Genomic DNA, 18,922 nt, shown 5'->3' on the forward strand with positions numbered 1-18,922 from the left:
CGCGCAGCCGCATCAAAGCGGGCCCTTGAAGACGAAGAAGGCGCCCAGGGCGATGAAGCCGAAGCCGACGAGGTGGTTCATCGTCAGCGCCTCCTTCAGCACCGTCACGGAGAAGACGGCGAAGACGCACAGCGTGATCACCTCCTGGATCGTCTTCAGCTCCGCCGCGCTGTAGGTCCCGTGCCCGATGCGATTCGCGGGCACGGCGAGGCAGTACTCGAAGAAGGCGATGCCCCAGCTCGCCAGCACGACGCCCCAGAGCGGGGCGCCGGGGAACTTCAGGTGGCCGTACCAGGCCACCGTCATGAACACGTTGGAGAGGACGAGGAGCAGGATCGGCAGCAGCGCCGCGGACGTCATCGGGGTCGGGCCTCGGGCGGCAGGAAAGCCTGAAGTGAGCGCAGGCCCGAAAGCCTGGCACGTCCGCGTCAGGCCGCCGCCGGCTCCGAGTTCTCGATCAGCACCGCGTAGATCGCGGCCGCGTCGTGGGCCGCCCTGAGGCGATCGAGGACGCCGGGCCGTCGCAGGACGCGGGCGACGCGGGCGAGCGCCTTGAGATGGTCGGCGCCGGCGCCCTCCGGCGCCAGCAGAAGGAACAGCACGTCGACCGGCATGCCGTCGATGGCATCGAAGTCGATCGGCTTCTCCAGCCGGGCCACGAAGCCGAACAGCCGGTCGAGCTTGGCGAGCTTGCCGTGGGGGATGGCGATCCCCTCGCCGACGCCCGTCGAGCCGAGGCGCTCGCGCTGGAGCAGCGTCTCGAAGACGGCCTGCTGGTCAAGCCCCGTGAGGCCGGCCGCGTGGCTCGCGAGCTCCTGGAGAGCCTGCTTCTTGCCCCCGACCTTGAGGGCGGGGGCGATCGCGTCTGGGGATAGGAGTTCGACTAGCGCCATGACGATCAATCAGCCTCGGAGCCGTCGCACGCGCCCCACAAGGGGGGCGGCGTGACGTGAACCTCCGAGATCGCAGCTCCTCGTGATCGGTCCCTCTCGGGGCGCGGCTCTGGCGGGGCACGCCTCAGCGCGCCGGTTCCGGAGGGTCGATCCAGCCGATCGCCCCATCGTGGCGGCGGTATACGACGTTCACGCGTCCGGTGCCAGCGTGGAGAAAGATCATGAACGGCGCGCCCGACAGGTCGAGCTCGAGCACGGCCTCGGCGACGGAGCTGCGGTGCAGCGCGCGCGTCGATTCGGCGATGACGACGGGGCTGTAGTCCTCCTCGGCGACATCCACGTCGTCGTCGACGTCCTCGGCCGGCGCCTCCAGGATGGCGTAGGCGGCCTCGACGGGAGCGATCTTGTTGCCCTTGGCATCCGACTGGTGGTCGCGCAGGCGGCGCTTGTGGCGCCGCAGCCGCTTCTCGATCCGATGCGCCGACTGGTCGAAGGCGGCGTAGGCGTCGTGGGCCATGCCCTGCGATTCGAGGGTCACCCCGGTCGGCAGATGGATGACGCACTCGGTCCGGAACCCGGTCCCCTCCTTCTCCACGGTCACGTGGCCGGTGACGGAGCCGTCGAAGTACTTGGCGACGGCGGCGTCGACCCGCTCCTGCACCTGGGCACGCAGGGCGTCCCCGATGTCCATGTTCTTGCCGGAGATCCGTAGGGTCATGGGCTCTCTCTCCCCCGATGGCGACGGGCTCCCCCCTCGCGGCGGGTTCCCGCCCGCGACGGGCCTGGCACCGTTCGTTCCTCCATTTGGTAAGGAGGTGGGGCGCGTCCGTCAACGAAGGGCGGGCGCCGGAGGTCCGCCGCGTCAGCCGCACTTCGCCCGGCGGCGCTCGATCGAGGAGGGAATGCGCAGCGATTCCCGATACTTGGCCACTGTCCGCCGGGCGATGTCGATGCCGTCGCCGCGCAGGATCTTGACGAGCTGATCGTCCGACAGGACGGCGGTGGGGCGCTCGGCGTCGATGAGCTGCCTGATGCGGTGGCGCACCGCCTCGGAGGAGTGCTGGTCGCCGCCCGTCCCCGCGATCGCCGCCGTGAAGAAGTACTTCATCTCGAACACGCCGCGCAGCGTGCCGATCGACTTGTTCGAGGTCACGCGCGAGACGGTCGATTCGTGCATGCCGATGGCGTCGGCGATGGTGCGCAGGTTGAGCGGGCGCAGGTGGGTGACGCCATGGGCGAAGAACCCGTCCTGCTGGCGCACGATCTCGCTCGCGACCTTGAGGATCGTCTTCGCCCGCTGGTCGAGGGAGCGGGTGAGCCAGTTGGCGTTCTGCAGGCATTCGGTGACGAAGGCGCGCTCGGTCTCGGTCTTCGCCGAGCGGGCGACGCGGGCGTAGTAGGCCTGGTTCATCAGGACGCGCGGCAGCGTGTCGGGGTTGAGGTCGATCAGCCAGGACCCGTCGGGCGCCGGGCGCACGAAGACGTCGGGCACGAGCACCTCGACCGGCGCGCCGCCGAAGGCGCGGCCGGGCTTGGGGTCGAGCGCGCGAATCTCGCGGATCATCTGCGCGAGGTCCTCCTCGTCGACGCCGCACAGCCGCTCCAGCGCCTTGAGGTCGCGCTTGGCGAGGAGGTCGAGGCGCGAGACCAGTGCCTGCATGGCGGGATCGAATCGGTCGCGCTCGCGCAGCTGGATGGCGAGGCACTCGGCGAGGTCGCGCGCGCCCACACCCGCGGGATCGAAGCGCTGGATCGTGGCGAGGACGCGCTCGACGAGGGCGACCGAGCACGACAGCCGCTCGGCGACGGCCTCGACGCTCTCGGCGAGCCAGCCGGCCTCGTCGATCGCGTCGATCAGGAAGCGTCCGACGAGGCGCTCCATCGGGTCGACGACGGCGAGGTCGAGCTGGGACGAGAGGTGCTCCGCGAGTGTCGCCTCCCGGGCGAGGCGTGCCTCGAAATCGGTTTCCGGACCATCGAAGGAGCCGCCGGGTCCGACGCCCGTCCAGGGACCCGGCGAGAGCGGCAGCCGGTCGCCCTCCGCGAAGGCCTGCGCGTCCGGCCGCGGGCCGACGCCGGCCCCGTCCGGATCGAAGGAATTGTCGAGCGAGGTGTCGAGGTCGCCCTCCAGCGACGAGCGGTCGGACGTCAGCGTATCCGTGTCCCAGGCGGGGGGCTCTTCGGAGACCGGCTCCGGCCTCTCGGGGACGTCTGGCCCGTCGCTCTCCTCGTGGCGCTCGAGCAGAGGGTTGCGCTCGAGCTCGGCGTCGACGTAGGCCACGAGGTCGAGATGGGAGAGCTGCAGGAGCTTGATCGCCTGCAGGAGCTGAGGCGTCATCACCAGGGACTGGCCCTGGCGCAGCTCCATTCGTTGCGACAGACTCATGCGTACCCTCGCGACCGCCCAGCCGAGCTCCCCGGCATGGAATTTGCTTTGCGATCGTTACGATACTTATAAGCCGGCGCGGGGTTCGTCAAAGCGTCGGTGGGCACGCACCCCCAGCGGGACGCAGGCGCCCGGCGCCTGTTGCAATGCGGCAACGGCCACGCTTCGGCTGCTTCCTCCCCGCAGGGGAGGACGACGGCCGAAGGCCGGAGGGTGGGGAGGAAGGCGGGCCGGCTCGCGAGCACGGTCGAACGGCCCCACCGCCCGCGCTTCGCGCGGACTCCTCCCCCTTCGGGGAGGAAGCGCCGTTGCGGCTCGAGATCAGCCGGCCGCCTTCTTCTCGAGGCGCCGCGCATGCAGCACCGGCTCGGTGTAGCCCGAGGGCTGGACGCGGCCTTCGAGGACGAGGTCGCAGGCGGCGCGGAAGGCCGGGCCGTCGAAGGCGGGCGCCATCGGCCGATAGAGCGGGTCGGAGCCGTTCTGGCGATCGACCACCGCCGCCATGCGCTTCATGGTCTCGAGGACCTGCTCGCGCGTGACGACCCCGTGATGCAGCCAGTTCGCCAGGTGCTGCGAGGAGATCCGGCAGGTCGCCCGGTCCTCCATCAGGCCCACGTCGTGGATGTCCGGCACCTTGGAACAGCCCACGCCCTGGTCGATCCAGCGCACGACGTAGCCGAGGATGCCCTGCGCGTTGTTCTCGATCTCCGAGCGGACCTCCTCCTCCGACCAGTTCGGCCGGTCCGCGAGCGGGATCGTCAGGATGTCCGCGAGCGGCGCCCGCGCGCGCGAGGCGAGCTCCTCCTGGCGGGCCTTCACGTCCACCCGATGGTAGTGCGTCGCGTGCAGCGTCGCGGCGGTGGGGGAGGGGACCCAGGCGCAGCTCGCCCCCGCCATCGGGTGGCCGACCTTCTGCTCGAGCATGGCCTTCATGCGGTCGGGCATGGCCCACATGCCCTTGCCGATCTGCGCCTTGCCAACGAGCCCGCAGGCGAGACCGACGTCGACGTTGTTGTTCTCGTAGGCCTGGATCCAGGCCGTGCCCTTCATGTCGTTCTTGCGGACCATCGGCCCGGCTTCCATCGAGGTGTGGATCTCGTCGCCGGTGCGGTCGAGGAAGCCCGTGTTGATGAACACGACGCGGTTCTTGGCGGCGCGGATGCATTCCTTGAGGTTCACCGTGGTGCGGCGCTCCTCGTCCATGATGCCGACCTTGAGCGTGAAGCGCGCGAGGCCGAGCGCGTCCTCCACCCGGCCGAAGATCTCGTCCGTGAACGCGACCTCATCGGGCCCGTGCATCTTCGGCTTGACGATGTAGACCGAGCCGGCGCGCGAGTTGCCCGGGCCGCTGCCCTTCAGGTCGTGGATGGCGATCAGCGACGTGATCATCGCGTCGAGCAGGCCCTCGAAGACCTCGTTCCCCTCGCGGTCGAGCACGGCGGGGTTGGTCATCAGGTGGCCGACGTTGCGGATCAGCATCAGCGAGCGGCCGTGGAGGCGCAGCTCCCGGCCCTGGGGATCGGTGTAGACGCGGTCGGCGTCGAGCTCGCGGACGAAGGTCCGCCCGCCCTTGGTCACCTCGGTCGCGAGATCGCCCTTCATCAGGCCGAGCCAGTTGCGATAGGCGACCACTTTGTCGGCGGCGTCGACGCAGGCGACCGAATCCTCGCAGTCCATGATGGTCGAGACCGCGGATTCGAGGATCACGTCCGCGACGCCGGCCGCGTCGGTCTTGCCGATCGGATGGGCGCGGTCGACGACGATCTCCGCATGGAGCGCGTTGTGGCGCAGGAGCACGCCGTCCGGCGCGTCCGCCCCGCCGCGATGGCCGGCGAAGCGCCCGGCGTCCTTCAGCCGCGTCTGCGCCCCGCCCTGGAGCGTCACGACGAGCGCGCCGTCCTCCACCCGGTAGCCGGTCGCGCCGGCGTGGGAGCCGTGGACGAGGGGCGCGATCGTGTCGAGGAAGCCCTTCGCCCAGGCGATGACCCGCGCGCCCCGCTGCGGATCGTATCCGCCGCCCGCGGGCGCATCGCCGAGCGCGTCGGTGCCGTAGAGCGCGTCGTAGAGCGAGCCGAAGCGGGCGTTCGCGGCGTTCAGCGCATAGCGTGCGTTGGTGATCGGCACGACGAGTTGCGGGCCGGCGATCGTGGCGATCTCCGGGTCGACATTGCCGGTCTCGACGGTGAAGTCCGGACCCTCGGGGACGAGATAGCCGATCTCGCGCAGGAAAGCCTCGTAGGCGCCGGCGTCGTGGGGCTTGCCGCGGCGCTCGAGATGCCAGGCGTCGATCGCGCTCTGGAGCTCCTCGCGGCGGGCGAGCAGCGCCCGGTTCCTCGGCGAGAGATCGTGCACGAGGCCCGAGAGGCCCCTCCAGAAGGCGTCCGCGGACACGCCCGTCCCGGGCAGCGCCTCCCCTTCGACGAAGGCGTGGAGCTCGGCGGCGACCTGCAGGCCGTGGGCGTCGATGCGCTGCGTCATGGATGTCCTCCCTCGTCTTGGGCCGCGGCGTCTTGGGCCGTCGCGGGCCGAGCACAGGAGCTAGCAGCGCGGCGCCCCGGGTTCAATCACGAGGGACGGGGAGGGATCTTTTCGCAAATGGAAAGAATGGAGGCGCAGTGTTGCGTGCAGACTTCCTCCCCGCAGGGGAGGACGGAGGCCGCAGGCCGGAGGGTGGGGAGGACGGCGGACCGGCTCGCCAGGAAGAGCCGAACGGCCCCACCGCCCGCGCTTCGCGCGGACTCCTCCCCTGCGGGGAGGAAGGCGCGCCCTCCGAACCGTCGCCGTCCCGCGCGCGTTCCTTCGGCAGCCGTCGCCACCCCAGGAGACCCCGTGACCACCGGCTTCTTCCGCCTCACCCTCGCGGCGCTCGTCGCGCTGTTCGCGATCTACGTCGCGGAGCCCTACCTGCTGCGGCTGTTCTTCGCCGAGGCCGAGCCGCGGGCGGTGGCCGTGAGGGGCGACCTCGGCGGCATGGAGATCAACGCCGTGGAGGTCTTCGCGCAGGCCTCGCCCTCGGTCGTCCACGTCTTCGGCCGCGCCGAGGGCGCCGGCATGCTCGGCCCCGGGAGCGGCGGGCTGCAGTCGGGCTCGGGGTTCCTGTGGGACGAGGCCGGGCACGTCGTCACCAACAACCACGTGATCGCGGGTGCGCAGGAGGTCTCGGTGCGGCTCGCGGACGGGGAGATCGTCGAGGCCTCGGTCGTCGGGCGCGCGCCCAACGTCGACATCGCCGTCCTGCGGCTGTCGCGGCCGACCCGCATCCCGCCGCCGCTGCCGATCGGCGCCTCCGCCGAGCTCGTCGTCGGGCAATGGACCTACGCCATCGGCAACCCGTTCGGGCTCGACCAGACGCTGACGACGGGGGTCGTCTCCGCGCTCCAGCGCACGCTGCCGACGGGACGGGGGCGCGAGATCGCCGACGTGATCCAGACCGACGCCGCGATCAACCCCGGCAACTCGGGCGGGCCGCTGCTCGACTCGGCCGCGCGGGTGATCGGCGTCAACACGGCGATCTTCTCGCCGTCCGGCGCGTCGGCGGGGATCGGCTTCGCCGTGCCGATCGACGTCGTCAACGAGGTCGTGCCGCAGCTCATTCGCGACGGCACGGTGCCCACCCCGGGCATCGGCGTCGTCGTCGGCGAGGACGCGATCTCGCGGCGGCTGGGGATCGACGGCGTCGTCGTGCTGCGGGTCGTGCGCGGCTCGCCGGCCGAGGAGGCGGGCCTCGTGGGCATCGACATGCGCGACGGCACCGTCGGCGACATCATCCTCGCCGTGAACGGCGAGCGGGTGGAGACCTTCGCCGACCTCACCCGCGCGCTCGGCGACGTGGAAGTCGGCGACGACGTCCGGCTCCTGGTGCTGCGGGACGGGGAGCCGCGGGAGGTCGTCGTGGCGACGCAGGACGTCTCGGCGCGGCTGTAGGCCTTCAGATCGCCAGGTACTCCTGCCGCAGCTCGGTATTGTCGAGAACGTCCTTCGCCGTTCCGTCGAAGACGATCTCGCCCATGTCGAGGATGATCGCCCGGTCTGCCAGATGCAGCGCTGCGATGGCGTTCTGCTCGACGATGATCGTCGTCATGCCCAGCCGCTTGATCTCTTCCAGCGTGCGCTCGATCTCCTGCACGATGACGGGTGCCAGGCCCTCGTAGGGCTCGTCCAGGAGGAGCAGCTTGACGTCGCGCGCGAGCGTGCGGCCGATGGCCAGCATCTGCTGCTCGCCGCCCGAGAGCGTCGTGCCCTCCTGCTTGCGCCGCTCGCCGAGGCGCGGGAAGAGGTCGTAGATCCGCTCGATCGACCAGCCCTTGGGGGGCGCGATCTGGGCGAGCTGGAGGTTCTCCTCCACCGTCAGCCCCTGGATGATGCGCCGGTCCTCCGGCACGAGGCCGATGCCGTTCTGCGCCGCGCCGTGGGCCCGCATGGAATGGATCGGCTTGTGGTCGAGCCAGATCTCGCCGTGGCGGACCTCCGGGGAGTCCGTGCGGGCGATGGCGCGCAGGGTCGAGGTCTTGCCGGCGCCGTTGCGGCCGAGCAGCGCCAGGATCTCGCCCTCCCGGACCTGGAAGGAGACGCCCTGCACGATGTAGCTCTCGCCGTAGTAGGCGTGCAGGTCCCAGACCGAGAAGTAGGCGTGCTCGGCGAGCGTCCGCGGCTTGGGGCCGCCCTCGGCGTGGGCGAAGACCTCGTCGCCGAGGAGGATGCCGCCGCGGGCCGGGGGTGTCCTCTCGGGTGCCTCGGGCGGGCGGGCGGCGGCGTGCGTCGTGTCGCTCATAGGTGCGCTCCCCCGAGATAGGCTTCCTGGACCTTCGGGTTGCCCTTGATGTTCTCAGGCAGGTCCTCGGCGATGATGGCGCCCTGGGCGAGCACCGAGATCTTCTGCGCCAGCGAGAACACGACGTGCATGTCGTGCTCGATGACGACCATGGTGATGCCGCGCCCGGCGATCTCCTTGAGGAGGTCGATCGTGCGGTTCGTGTCCGCGCGCGACATGCCCGCCGTCGGCTCGTCGAGGAGCAGGAGCTTGGGCTCCTGGACGAGGCACATGGCGAGCTCGAGCCGGCGCTTGTCGCCCCGCGAGAGATGCTGCGCCTCCACATGCGCCTTGCCGTCGAGCTTGAGGTCGGCGAGGAGCGCCATGGCGCGGTCGCGGATCTCGCGCTCGGCCACGACCTGGTTCCAGGCGTGCAGGCCGAAGGCGCCGTCGCGGCGGGCGAAGGCGGGGATCATCACGTTCTCGAGGAGCGACAGCTCCCCGAAGATCTCCGGCGTCTGAAAGACGCGCGCGACGCCGATCTGGTTGATCTCATGCGGCGACATGCCCACCAGCGGCCGTCCGTCGAAGGTCACCGTGCCGGTGTCCGGCGTGAGCTTGGCGATGAGCGTGTTCAGCAGCGTCGACTTGCCCGCCCCGTTCGGGCCGATGATGGCGTGGACCGAGCCCTCAGCCACGTCGAGATTGACCTCGCGCAGCGCCTTGAGGCCGCCGAAGGACTTGTTGACGTTCTTGACCTCGAGAATGCCCATCTGCTCACTCCGCTGCGCTGGAGGACGGGGCGCCGACCGAGCGCTCGTGCGCCCGCGCCGGCCGGCGGCGGAAGAGGCGTGCGATGCGCTGGCCGCCCTCGACGATGCCGCCGGGCAGGAAGATCACGACGAGCATGAACATCAGCCCCAGCGTGAGATTCCAGCCCTTGCCGACGAAGGGGTAGAACAAGGACACGACGAAGTCCTCGAGCCCGTCCGGCAGGAAGGCGAACCACGTGTGGAGGATGCCCTCGTTGATCTTGGAGACGATGTTCTCCATGTACTTGATGAAGCCCGCGCCCAGCACCGGGCCGATCAGCGTGCCGGCACCGCCGAGGATCGTCATCAGCACGACCTCGCCCGACGCCGTCCAGAACATGCGCTCGGCGCCGGCCAGGGGGTCCATCGACACCATCAGCCCGCCGGCGAGGCCGGCGTACATGCCGGAGATGACGAAGGCCGCGAGCGTGTAGGGCTTCGGGTCGAGGCCCGTGTACTGCATGCGCTGCTGGTTCGACTTCACCGCCTTGAGCATCATGCCGAAGGGCGAGCGGAAGATGCGGATCGCCACGTAGAAGGCCACCAGCATCAGCACGGCGCAGAGATAGTAGCCGGCGTTGAAGGTGAACAGCCAGCCGCCGAGCGCCAGCTCCGCGCTGTCGCGCATCTCGAGCCCGAAGAAGTTGGTCAGCGGGATCGAGCCCGCGGGCGTGGCGCCGACGCCGAGGACGCGCGGATCGGACAGCGACAGCTGCAGGCCCGTCTCTCCGCCGGTGATGGGGGTGAGCACGGAATAGGCGAGCGCGAAGGACATCTGCGCGAAGGCGAGCGTCAGGATCGAGAAGTAGATCCCCGAGCGCCGAAGCGAGATCCAGCCGACGACGAGCGAGAACAGCCCCGCGACGACGACCGAGACGAGGATCGCCGGCACCACGTTCATCGTCAAGAGCTTCATCATCCACACGCCGGCGTAGGAGCCCACGCCCAGGAAGGCCGCGTGGCCGAACGACAGGTATCCGGTCAGGCCGAAGAGGATGTTGAAGCCGATCGCGAAGATCCCGAAGATCAGGAAACGCTGCATCAGGTCCGGATAGCCGGCGTTGAACTGCGCGAGATCGGAGCCGACCGGGAACGGGTTGAGGATGAACGGCGCGAACACCGTCAGCACCACCACGATCAGGAACAGCGAGGTGTCCTTCTTGTTCAGTCCGAGCATGGCGGCCTACTCCATGACGCCCTTGCGGCCCAGGAGTCCGCGCGGCCGCGTGAGAAGGATGATGATCGCGACGAGGTAGATCACGATCTGGTTGATGCCCGGGACGACGTTCGTGACCTGCGGCATCGAGGCGAAGCTCTCGAGCACGCCCAGCAGGAAGCCCGCGAGCACCGCGCCGCCGAGCGAGCCCATGCCGCCGACGACGACCACGACGAAGGACAGGACGAGGAAGTCCATCCCCATGTGGTAGTTCGGCGAGTTGATGGGCGCGTACATCACCCCGGCGAGGCCGGCCACCACCGCGGCGATGGCGAACATGATGGTGAAGCGCTTGTCGATGTCGATGCCGAGCAGCCCGACCGTCTCGCGATCCGCCATGCCGGCGCGCACCACCATGCCGAAGGTGGTGAACTGCAGGAAGGCGAACACCGCGCCGATCAGGATCGCGGCGAAGACGAAGTAGATCAGCCGCCAGTAGGGATAGATGATCTGCCCGGGGTCGAAGCCGATCAGCACGCCGAAATCGAACGAGCCGACCAGCGCCGGCGGCGCCGGGGTCGGGATCGGGTTCGCGCCGAAGAAGTACTTGATGATCTCCTGGAGCACGATCGCGAGGCCGAACGTCACCAGGATCTGGTCCGCGTGCGGTCGCTTGTAGAAGTGCCGGATCAGCCCGCGCTCGATGGCGAGGCCCACCGCGATCATGATCGGGATCGCGAAGAGGATGCCGAGCGGCACCGACCATTCGATGATCGTCCCGCCGGCCTCCGGGCCGAACCATTCCACCACGTAGGGCGTCTCGACCTTGAGCGGGTTGCCGAGGAAGTCCGTCCGCGTGGAATCGACGGTCACGTGCGAGATGGTGAGCAGGCGCGAGAGCGTCACGGCGCAGAAGGCGCCGAGCATGAACAGCGCGCCGTGGGCGAAGTTCACGACGCCGAGCGTACCGAAGATCAGCGTCAGCCCCAGCGCGATCAGCGCGTAGGCCGAGCCTTTGTCGAGCCCGTTGAGGACCTGCAGGATGATGGCGTCCATGGAGAGCGTGCCGTCTCGGATCGGGGCCGTCGGGACCGCGAGGCAGGCCGCGCGGGGAACGCGCGGCCGGCCGTTCGCGAGGCGCGTGTGCCGGGATCAGGCGCCCGGGTTGCAGCTGCCGAGCTCGCCGCCGGCGAACTGCGGATGGTCCGGGGCGTAGGTGACCTGCTCGGTCGGCGTCACCTCGACGATCTCGACGAGGTCGAACTCGTTCTCCGGGTTCTCCTTGCCCTTCACCACGACCACGTCCTTGAAGCACTGGTGGTCGTCGGCGCGGTAGAGCGTCGGGCCGTTTCCGAGCCCATCGAACTCGAAGCCCTCGAGCGCCTCGGCCACCGCGCAGGGGTTGAACGAGCCGGCGCGTTCGACCGCGTCCGCGTAGAGGATCGCCTGCACGTAGCCGGTGTGCGCCGCCTGGCTCGGCGGGAAGCCGTACTTCTCGCCGAAGGAGCGCACGAAGGCGTTGGTGCCGACGTAGCGGTCGCCGAGGATGTTCTCGAGCTTCCAGTCCCAGTTCTGCGAGCCGAAGATGCTCTTGATGTTGGCGCCGGCGCCCTTCGCCATCAGCTCCGAGTAGAGCGGCACGACGATCTCGAAGTTCTTGCCGTTCTTCTGGCGCTCACGCAGGCCGAACTGCACCGCGTTGGTGAGCGAGTTCACCATGTTGCCGCCGTAGTGCACCAGCACCAGCACGTCGGCGTCGGAATTCAGCACCGGGGCGATGTAGGACGAGAAGTCGGTGGCCGCGAGCGGCGTGAGCACGGTCTCCACCGTGTTCCAGCCCATGGCCTCGGTCGCCTCGCGGATCGCCTGCTCGGTCGTGTAGCCCCAGTTGTAGTCGGCGGTGAGGTAGTAGGCGTTGCGGTCGGTGCCGTATGCGTTCTTCAGCACCGGCGCGAGCGCCGCGCCGGACATGTAGGAATTGAAGAAGTGGCGGAAGCCGTTGGCCTTCTTGTCCTTGCCGGTGGTGTCGTTGGCGTGGGTGAGGCCCGCCATGAAGATCACGCCCGCCTCCTGGCAGAGCGCCTGCACGGCGACCGCGACGCCCGACGACGAGCCGCCGGTGATCATCACCGCGCCGTCCTTCTCGATCATCGAGCGGGCCGAGGCGCGTGCGGCGTCCGACTTCGTCTGGGTGTCGCCGGTGACGTACTGCACCTTCTTGCCGAGGATACCGTTGCCCTTCAACGCCTTGGACGTGAACGTCCCGAGCATGCCGCCGTCGCCCTCGCCGTTGAGGTGCTCGACGGCGAGCTGGTAGGCGCGCAGCTGATCGAGGCCCTCGTCGGCGTAGGGGCCCGTCTGGGGCACGTTGAAGCCCAGCGTGACGGTGGAGCCGGTGGGCTCGTTGGTGAAGGCGTTGGCTCGGCGCGTGAAGATGTGCGGCATCGCCAGCCCGGCGCTTACTGCGGCGGTGCTCTTGATCAGGCCGCGACGGTTTAGTGTCAGCTTGTTCATCGAGTCCTCCCGAGACTTTCGCTCGAAGTGGTGCATGCACGCTGGATCGGGCCAGTCTTCTCTCGCGCATGACTCGACGCTAGCTCACGAGATGCTGATCATCTAGAGCGAATGCGGCTTCATGACCCTAGACATTCGTACCAATTTGCTGCGATGCACTATAAGTACATTCAGATGAATTTTGCGAATGCGAGATGCGAGAATAAAAAACCTGATCAGACGCTTGGGAAAGGTCGGGCGTCCGTTCCGGCCGTTCGTGAGCCCTCCGGCCGTTGTGCAGCGCGACACCGTCGCGGGCGGGGTACCGGACGCGATGAGAGCCCCGCGCGGGGCGCGGGGCTCTCATGGACGGTCGTCGTGCGCGTCACCGCACGCGGAGACGGAGGTGGCGTCGTATGGTCACTCCGCCGCCTTCGCGGGCTCCACCCGCTCCGGGTTGCGCAGCCGCTCGACGAGCGCCGCCTCCTCCGCCTTCGCGGCGGCGAGGTTGCGCTCCTTGACGTGCCCGAAGCCGCGGATCTTCGCCGGCAGCGAGGCGAGGCCGACCGCCGTCACGTGCGTCTCGCGGGAGAGGCGCGCCACGATCTCCTCGACGAGGGCCTTGTAGTCGCGCACCAGCTGGCGCTCCATTCGCCGCTCGGCCGTGTAGCCGAACACGTCGAGCGGGGTGCCGCGCAGGCCCTTGAAGCGCGCGAGGACGCCGAAGGCCTTCATCATCCACGGCCCGAAGGTGATCTTGCGCGGCAGGCCGGTCGTCTTGTCCCTGGGTGCCAGCAGCGGCGGGGCGAGGTGGAAAGTGTAGCGCAGGCTCTCGCCCTCGAAGGTCTGGTTCACCTGCTCCTGGAACGAGCCGTCGGAATAGAGCCGCGCGACCTCGTACTCGTCCTTGTAGGCCATGAGCTTGAAGAGGTTGCGCGCCACCGCCTGCGCGAGCGCGTCGGAGCCCGGCACCTTGTCGGCTTCCGCCTCGCGGACCTTCGCGACGAGACGCTCGTAGGTCTTCGCGTAGCGCTTCGACTGGTACGCGGTGAGGAAGTCGACCCGCCGCGCGACCGCCTCGTCGAGCGTCTGCGAGAGCGTGCGCGCCTTGGTCGGCGCCTTCAGCGAGGCGACGAGCCTGGCGAGCCCGTCCGGATGAGCCGCCGCGCGCCGGCCGATGCCGAACGCCTCGAGGTTCATCGGCACCGCCTCGCCGTTGAGCGTGATGGCGCGCTCGATCGCGTCCGCCGAGAGCGGGATCGCGCCCTTCTGGAAGGCGAAGCCGAGCATCATCATGTTGGCGGCGATGGCGTTGCCGAGGACCGCGGTGGCGATCGCTGTCGCATCGAGGAAGTCGAGCTTCTCGCCGCCGGCGTGGCGCTCGATCTCGCGGCGCAGGCGCACGGCCGGCAGCGAGAAGTCCGGGTTGCGGGTGAACTCGCCCGGATAGGTCTCCGCCGTGTTGACGACGAGGATGGTGCGCCCGGCCGAGACGCCGGCGAGCACTTTCTTCATCCCGGTGACGACGAGGTCGCAGCCGAGCACGAGATCGGCCGAGCCCGCCGCGACGCGGATGGCGTGGATCTCCTCCGGCGTGTTGGCGAGGCGGACGTGCGAATAGACCGCGCCGCCCTTCTGGGCGAGGCCGGCCATGTCGATCATGCCGCAGCCCTTCCCCTCGAGGTGGGCGGCCATGCCGAGGATCGCGCCGATGGTCACGACGCCGGTGCCGCCGACCCCCGTGACGATGCAGTTCCAGGTGCGATCGATCGACGGAAGCGTGGGCTCCGGCACCGCCTCGGGCAGCGCCTCGGCCGAGCCCGCGACCTTCGCCTTCCTCGGCTTGGCGCCCTCCACCGTCACGAAGGAGGGGCAGAAGCCCTTCACGCAGGAGAAGTCCTTGTTGCAGTTCGACTGGTCGATCTGGCGCTTGCGGCCGTACTCGGTCTCGAGCGGCTGCACGGCGACGCAGTTCGACTGCACGGAGCAGTCCCCGCAGCCCTCGCAGACGAGCTCGTTGATGATCACGCGCTTGTCGGGATCGGGATAGGTGCCGCGCTTGCGGCGCCGGCGCTTCTCGGAGGCGCAGGTCTGGTCGTAGATCAGCACGGACACGCCGCCGATCTCGGCGAGCCGCCGCTGCACGTCGTCGAGATCGTCGCGATGGTGGATGGTGATCCCCTCGGGCCACTTCACGGTCTTGGGGTACTTGTCCGGCTCGTCGGTGACGAGCGCGATCCGCTCGACGCCCTCGGCGCGCACCTGGCGCGCGATCATGTCGACGCTGAGCGCGCCCTCGTGCGGCTGCCCGCCGGTCATGGCGACGGCGTCGTTGTAGAGGATCTTGTAGGTGATGTTCGTCTTGGTGTGCGCGGCCCAGCGCAGCGCGAGCACGCCGGAATGGTTGTAGGTGCCGTCCCCCAGGTTCTGGAAGACGTGGCCGCGCTTGGAGAACGGTGCCTCGCCGATCCAGTTCGCGCCCTCGCCGCCCATCTGGGTGAAGCCCTGCGTGCCGCGCTCCATCCACTGGACCATGTAGTGGCAGCCGATGCCGGCATAGGCGCGCATGCCGTCCGGCACCTTGGTCGAGGTGTTGTGCGGGCAGCCGGCGCAGAAATGCGGCGTGCGCGAGCCGACGTCCGTCGTCTGGGTCAGCACCTCCTGCGCGCGGCGGATGCGCGCCACGCGCCCGGCGAGGTCCTCGTCGGAATGGTAGCGCATGAGCCGCTCGCCGATCGCGACTGCGATCTCGTTCGAATCGAGCGCGCCCTTGACGGGAAAGAGCCAGCCGCCCTCCTCGTCCTTCTTGCCGATGCAGGTCGGCTGGTTCGCGGTGCCGTAGAGCTCCTCGCGGACCTGGACCTCGATGAGGGAGCGCTTCTCCTCGACCACCATGACGAGGTCGAGCCCGCGCGCGAAGTCGACGAGCTCGCGTTGCGAGAGCGGCCAGGGGCAGGCGACCTTGTAGAGGCGAAGACCCATGTCGTTGGCCTTGACCTCGTCGAGCCCGAGCTCGTCCATGGCCTGGCGAACGTCGAGATAGGACTTGCCGACCGTGATCACGCCGATCTTGGGCGTGCGCCCGCCCGACAGCATGAGCTTGTTCAGCCCGTTCGCGCGCACATAGGCGAGCATCGCGTCGCGCTTGAAGTCGTGCAGGCGCGCCTCCTGCTCGAGGATGCCGTCGCCCGCGCGGATGTTGAGGCCGCCCGGCGGCATCACGAAGCCCTCGGGGATCTCGATCCGCACGCGCCCGAGCGAGGCATCGACCGAGGCGGTCGATTCGATGTTGTCCTTCACGCACTTGAAGGCGACCCACGCCCCCGTGAAGCGGCTCATGGCGAAGCCGTGCAGGCCGTAGTCGAGGATCTCCTGGACGCCGGCGGGGTTCAGGATCGGCATCATCACGTCGACGAAATGGAATTCCGACTGGTGCGCCACCGTCGAGCTCTCGGCGGTATGGTCGTCGCCCATCAGCGCGAGAACGCCACCGTTGGCCGCCGAGCCGGCCATGTTGCCGTGGCGGAAGACGTCGCCGGAGCGGTCGACGCCGGGACCCTTGCCGTACCAGACGCCGAAGACGCCGTCGTGCCTGCCCTCGCCACGCATCTGCGCCTGCTGCGAGCCCCACACGGCGGTGGCGGCGAGCTCCTCGTTGAGGCCGGGCTGGAAGACGATGTTCGCGGCCTGGAGCTGCTTCTTCGCGCGGAAGAGGTTGAGGTCGAGCCCGCCGATGGGCGAGCCGCGATAGCCGGAGACGAAACCCGCGGTATCGAGGCCGGCGAGGCGATCGCGCTCGCGCTGCATCAGCAGCATGCGGATGATCGCCTGCGTGCCGGTGAGGAACACGCGCTCCTTGGACAGGTCGTACTTGTCGTCGAGCGAGACCTCGCGCAGGGCACGGCCGATCGCGCCGGCGGCCCGCTCGGCCGCGGCGGTCTCGCGATCGACCTCTTTGCCGGGGGCATCCGTCCCGATGGCCTCGGGACCGGCGGCGCGTCGTACGTCGTCCATGGCATCCTCCTCCTCGAGGCCGCGCCCGCTGGGTGTCCCGGTCTTCTAGCGCGAATTTTAAGTCAGCAATGCTGACATATCCACCGCCTCCGGTCAATCACCGATGCGCGCATCGGGGCGATCGCTCGAAAGCCGCGGGGACGTGCCGGGAAGATGGGGCGGTGCGCACCGTTTCGCACCTGCTCCCGCCCCATCGGAGCGGGGACGATCCGCCAAAGCGGATCAGGGGCGGGGTCCCCAGGGCTCGACGCGTCCCGTTTCGGCGTCGCCGAAGCGCGCCTGCCGGCGCACCCCTCCATCTCGTCGGTCCGGACCCCGCCGATCCACCTCCCCCGATGGCGGAGGAGCGCTGGCGCTGCCGTCCCTGTCGCTCCCCCTCCTCGAACACGTGTGCATCGGGACCTCGTGAGCGAGCCCTGCGCCCGCGGGCGCGCTCGGTCGCAGGCCGCGCCCACTCGCCGAACCCGTGCGGCGCGCCTAGATTGAAGCCATGGCGCTCGTCCTCGGCTTCCTCGGTCTCCTCTTCCTCGCAGCGATCTTCCTGCCGCAATGGTGGGTGCGACGGGTCATGCGCGCGCATGCGACCGACCGGGCGGACTTCCCCGGCACCGGCGGCGAGCTCGCCCGGCACCTGCTCGACCGGGCACGGCTCGCGCACGTGCGCGTCGAGCTCGCGCCGCCGGGCGGGGACCATTACGACCCCCTCGACAAGGTCGTGCGGCTCTCCCCCGACAATCACGACGGCCGCTCGATCACGGCCGTGGCGGTCGCCGCGCACGAGGCCTCCCACGCCATGCAGGACGCCGACGGAGACCGGCTCCTCGCCACGCGCCTGAAGCTCGCCGGCTCGTTGCGGGCGATCGAGGTCGCCGCCGCGATCGTTCTCGCGCTCGCGCCGCTGGCGATGCTCGTCCTCAAGTCTCCCGTCCTCCTCGTCCTGCAGATCGGCGTCGCCCTGGCGCTGCTCGGCTCGCGCGTGCTCGTCCACGTGCTGACGCTGCCCGTCGAGCTCGACGCGAGCTTCGCGCGCGCCCTGCCGATCCTGGAGAAGGGCGGCTTCCTCCCGGCGGAGGACCTGCCCAAGGCCAAAAGCGTGCTGCGTGCCGCCGCGCTCACCTACGTCGCCTCCGCCCTCGTCTCCCTCCTCGACATCGCGCGGCTCTTCCGCGTGCTGCGGTTCTGAGGCGAAGCCGGCCGCGTTCCCCCCACGCTCACCGAACAGCGCCCGCCGCTGCTCCACCGCCGACCCTCGACCCCCGGCTCTCGACCGCCGCACCTCCGGCACTCCCGGCCGACCCTCGTCGAGCCGCCCTCGTCGCGCGCCCCTGAGCCCTCGTCAGGCCGCCCTCTCGCCGCCCACCATCGCGAACGCCTCCGCGCGGGTCGCCCGCTCGAGCGCGGCGAGGTCGGACGCCGCGAAGGCCCGGGCCCGCGCCTCCGGCTCCGGCTCGCCCGTGCGCAAGCGGAAGGCGGCGAGCGCCGCGCGGGTCCGCCGCCCCATCCGCCCGTCGACGGAGCCGGGGTCGAGCCCGGCGTAGAGGAGGCGCAGCTGCGCCGCGCGCACCGCGAGATCGGGAAGGGGGCCGGCCGCGAGACTTTCCGCCGCGCGGGCGAGGCGCACGTCGTAGGCGTTGCGCGCGAAGGCCGGGCCGTTGTATCCCCGCGCGAAGGCCGTCCAGTCCCCCGCCCGCAGGGGCTCGGCGAGTCCCCGCGCCGCGATGAAGGCCGCCATGGCGGCGAGCTGCGCGTCCTCGCTCGCGTGCATCGCGGCGACGAGCGCCTCGACGTCGGCGAAGCCCGCCGGCGCGGCGTTGAAGCCCATCACCTGGCCGAGCCCCCAGGACGCGCTCTCGAGCGCCGCGCGCCGGTCGAGCGCCAGCGCCGCGGCGAGGCGGGCGTGCTGCGCCGCGCCGGAGGCGCCGTAGCCGCCGGGCTTCGCGTGCGAGACGCCCGGATGGTCCGCGTCGAAGCGCCCGCCGGTGCGCCGATGGAAGACGTGGCGCTCGAACAGGATCACGGGCCTGCGGTCCGGCAGGAAGCCGCAGGCGCGGGCCTCCACCGCCATCACCGCCCAGAGCACCACGGGCGCGACCCCGAGCCGCGCCCGCGCGGCCTCGAAGCCCGCCCGCGTCAGCGGTGCGCCGGGCTCGTCCGCGCCCGCCGCCGCGCCGTGACCGGCGCGGGCGCCGCCCGATGAGATCGATCGCAGGGACATGCCGTTCGCCTCCCGAGGTTGCCCCCGCAAGCTAGCGCGTCGCCATATCCCCCGTCAAGAACGAAAACGGAACGGATCAGGTCTTCTTGCGGAACGCGTCGAGGCTCACGACCTCGGCGCCGCTCGACGCCTCGCCACCGCCTGCACCCTCGCCGGGCTTCGCGGGCTCCGGATCGTCGGCCTTGTTCTTCTGGAGGGTGGGC

At 70.0% G+C, this 18,922-nt stretch carries 14 protein-coding genes; 2 read left to right on the forward strand and 12 right to left on the reverse strand.

The window, feature by feature from the left end; genetic code table 11:
• Window positions 1-12 precede the first annotated feature (12 nt).
• The 5 genes from ACTZWW_RS09755 to ACTZWW_RS09775 form a co-directional block, all read right to left on the reverse strand.
• Window positions 13-360: a DMT family protein gene (locus ACTZWW_RS09755; RefSeq protein WP_444780757.1), complete on the reverse strand. Its 348-nt coding sequence runs from the start codon at window positions 358-360 to the stop codon at window positions 13-15.
• A gap of 68 nt (window positions 361-428) precedes the next feature.
• Entirely contained in the window at window positions 429-893 is a 465-nt protein-coding gene (gene ptsN, locus ACTZWW_RS09760) for a PTS IIA-like nitrogen regulatory protein PtsN (RefSeq protein ID WP_444780758.1), read from the reverse strand.
• 124 nt (window positions 894-1,017) lie between these two features.
• Window positions 1,018-1,611, reverse strand: coding sequence for a ribosome hibernation-promoting factor, HPF/YfiA family (gene hpf / locus ACTZWW_RS09765; protein ID WP_444780759.1), 594 nt, complete (start codon window positions 1,609-1,611; stop codon window positions 1,018-1,020).
• Between the two features lie 144 nt (window positions 1,612-1,755).
• Window positions 1,756-3,279, reverse strand: a complete 1,524-nt coding sequence (gene rpoN, locus ACTZWW_RS09770) for an RNA polymerase factor sigma-54 (RefSeq protein WP_444780760.1) — start codon at window positions 3,277-3,279, stop codon at window positions 1,756-1,758.
• 321 nt (window positions 3,280-3,600) lie between these two features.
• Window positions 3,601-5,757, reverse strand: a complete 2,157-nt coding sequence (locus ACTZWW_RS09775) for a malate synthase G (protein WP_444780761.1) — start codon at window positions 5,755-5,757, stop codon at window positions 3,601-3,603.
• Between the two features lie 351 nt (window positions 5,758-6,108).
• Between ACTZWW_RS09775 and ACTZWW_RS09780 the strand changes: the two genes are divergently transcribed.
• The gene (locus ACTZWW_RS09780; RefSeq protein WP_444780762.1) at window positions 6,109-7,203 is read left to right on the forward strand and encodes a S1C family serine protease; all 1,095 of its coding nucleotides are present in this window, start codon (window positions 6,109-6,111) and stop codon (window positions 7,201-7,203) included.
• Between the two features lie 4 nt (window positions 7,204-7,207).
• Here ACTZWW_RS09780 and ACTZWW_RS09785 read toward each other — a convergent pair whose 3' ends face one another.
• The 6 genes from ACTZWW_RS09785 to ACTZWW_RS09810 all read right to left on the reverse strand — a co-directional run bounded on the left by ACTZWW_RS09785 (window position 7,208) and on the right by ACTZWW_RS09810 (window position 16,504).
• Window positions 7,208-8,050 (reverse strand): ABC transporter ATP-binding protein, encoded by an 843-nt coding sequence (locus tag ACTZWW_RS09785; RefSeq protein WP_444780763.1) that lies wholly within the window; start codon window positions 8,048-8,050, stop codon window positions 7,208-7,210.
• Complete coding sequence (locus tag ACTZWW_RS09790) at window positions 8,047-8,802, reverse strand: ABC transporter ATP-binding protein (protein ID WP_444780764.1); 756 nt, start codon at window positions 8,800-8,802, stop codon at window positions 8,047-8,049. The genes ACTZWW_RS09785 and ACTZWW_RS09790 overlap by 4 nt, the downstream gene beginning before the upstream one ends.
• Window positions 8,803-8,806: 4 nt before the next feature.
• On the reverse strand, window positions 8,807-10,018 hold the full coding sequence (locus ACTZWW_RS09795; RefSeq protein ID WP_444780765.1) for a branched-chain amino acid ABC transporter permease: 1,212 nt from the start codon (window positions 10,016-10,018) through the stop codon (window positions 8,807-8,809).
• Window positions 10,019-10,024: 6 nt separating this feature from the next.
• Window positions 10,025-11,053 carry a branched-chain amino acid ABC transporter permease gene (locus tag ACTZWW_RS09800; protein WP_444780766.1) on the reverse strand — a complete coding sequence of 343 codons (1,029 nt, stop codon included), beginning with the start codon at window positions 11,051-11,053 and terminating at the stop codon, window positions 10,025-10,027.
• A 96-nt stretch (window positions 11,054-11,149) separates the two neighbouring features.
• The gene (locus ACTZWW_RS09805; RefSeq protein WP_444780767.1) at window positions 11,150-12,511 is read right to left on the reverse strand and encodes a substrate-binding protein; all 1,362 of its coding nucleotides are present in this window, start codon (window positions 12,509-12,511) and stop codon (window positions 11,150-11,152) included.
• A gap of 399 nt (window positions 12,512-12,910) precedes the next feature.
• Entirely contained in the window at window positions 12,911-16,504 is a 3,594-nt protein-coding gene (locus ACTZWW_RS09810) for an indolepyruvate ferredoxin oxidoreductase family protein (RefSeq protein ID WP_444780768.1), read from the reverse strand.
• Window positions 16,505-16,994: 490 nt separating this feature from the next.
• Here ACTZWW_RS09810 and ACTZWW_RS09815 point away from each other — a divergent pair, with 490 nt between their 5' ends.
• Window positions 16,995-17,687, forward strand: a complete 693-nt coding sequence (locus ACTZWW_RS09815) for a zinc metallopeptidase (protein WP_444780769.1) — start codon at window positions 16,995-16,997, stop codon at window positions 17,685-17,687.
• 153 nt (window positions 17,688-17,840) lie between these two features.
• On the opposite strand, the gene ACTZWW_RS09820 is transcribed toward ACTZWW_RS09815, so the two are convergent.
• Window positions 17,841-18,719 (reverse strand): N-acetylmuramidase domain-containing protein, encoded by an 879-nt coding sequence (locus ACTZWW_RS09820; RefSeq protein ID WP_444780770.1) that lies wholly within the window; start codon window positions 18,717-18,719, stop codon window positions 17,841-17,843.
• Window positions 18,720-18,922 lie beyond the last annotated feature (203 nt).

Source organism: Salinarimonas sp. NSM (assembly GCF_052380005.1).
Taxonomy (GTDB): domain Bacteria; phylum Pseudomonadota; class Alphaproteobacteria; order Rhizobiales; family Beijerinckiaceae; genus Salinarimonas.

Excerpts from the sequence above, each read along its gene's own strand:
- ACTZWW_RS09755 (WP_444780757.1), bottom strand. The coding sequence starts at position 360 with ATGACGTCCGCGGCGCTGCTGCCGATCCTGCTCCTCGTCCTCTCCAAC.
- ptsN (WP_444780758.1), bottom strand. The coding sequence starts at position 893 with ATGGCGCTAGTCGAACTCCTATCCCCAGACGCGATCGCCCCCGCCCTC.
- hpf (WP_444780759.1), bottom strand. The coding sequence starts at position 1,611 with ATGACCCTACGGATCTCCGGCAAGAACATGGACATCGGGGACGCCCTG.
- rpoN (WP_444780760.1), bottom strand. The coding sequence starts at position 3,279 with ATGAGTCTGTCGCAACGAATGGAGCTGCGCCAGGGCCAGTCCCTGGTG.
- ACTZWW_RS09775 (WP_444780761.1), bottom strand. The coding sequence starts at position 5,757 with ATGACGCAGCGCATCGACGCCCACGGCCTGCAGGTCGCCGCCGAGCTC.
- ACTZWW_RS09785 (WP_444780763.1), bottom strand. The coding sequence starts at position 8,050 with ATGAGCGACACGACGCACGCCGCCGCCCGCCCGCCCGAGGCACCCGAG.
- ACTZWW_RS09790 (WP_444780764.1), bottom strand. The coding sequence starts at position 8,802 with ATGGGCATTCTCGAGGTCAAGAACGTCAACAAGTCCTTCGGCGGCCTC.
- ACTZWW_RS09795 (WP_444780765.1), bottom strand. The coding sequence starts at position 10,018 with ATGCTCGGACTGAACAAGAAGGACACCTCGCTGTTCCTGATCGTGGTG.
- ACTZWW_RS09800 (WP_444780766.1), bottom strand. The coding sequence starts at position 11,053 with ATGGACGCCATCATCCTGCAGGTCCTCAACGGGCTCGACAAAGGCTCG.
- ACTZWW_RS09805 (WP_444780767.1), bottom strand. The coding sequence starts at position 12,511 with ATGAACAAGCTGACACTAAACCGTCGCGGCCTGATCAAGAGCACCGCC.
- ACTZWW_RS09810 (WP_444780768.1), bottom strand. The coding sequence starts at position 16,504 with ATGGACGACGTACGACGCGCCGCCGGTCCCGAGGCCATCGGGACGGAT.
- ACTZWW_RS09815 (WP_444780769.1), top strand. The coding sequence starts at position 16,995 with ATGGCGCTCGTCCTCGGCTTCCTCGGTCTCCTCTTCCTCGCAGCGATC.
- ACTZWW_RS09820 (WP_444780770.1), bottom strand. The coding sequence starts at position 18,719 with ATGTCCCTGCGATCGATCTCATCGGGCGGCGCCCGCGCCGGTCACGGC.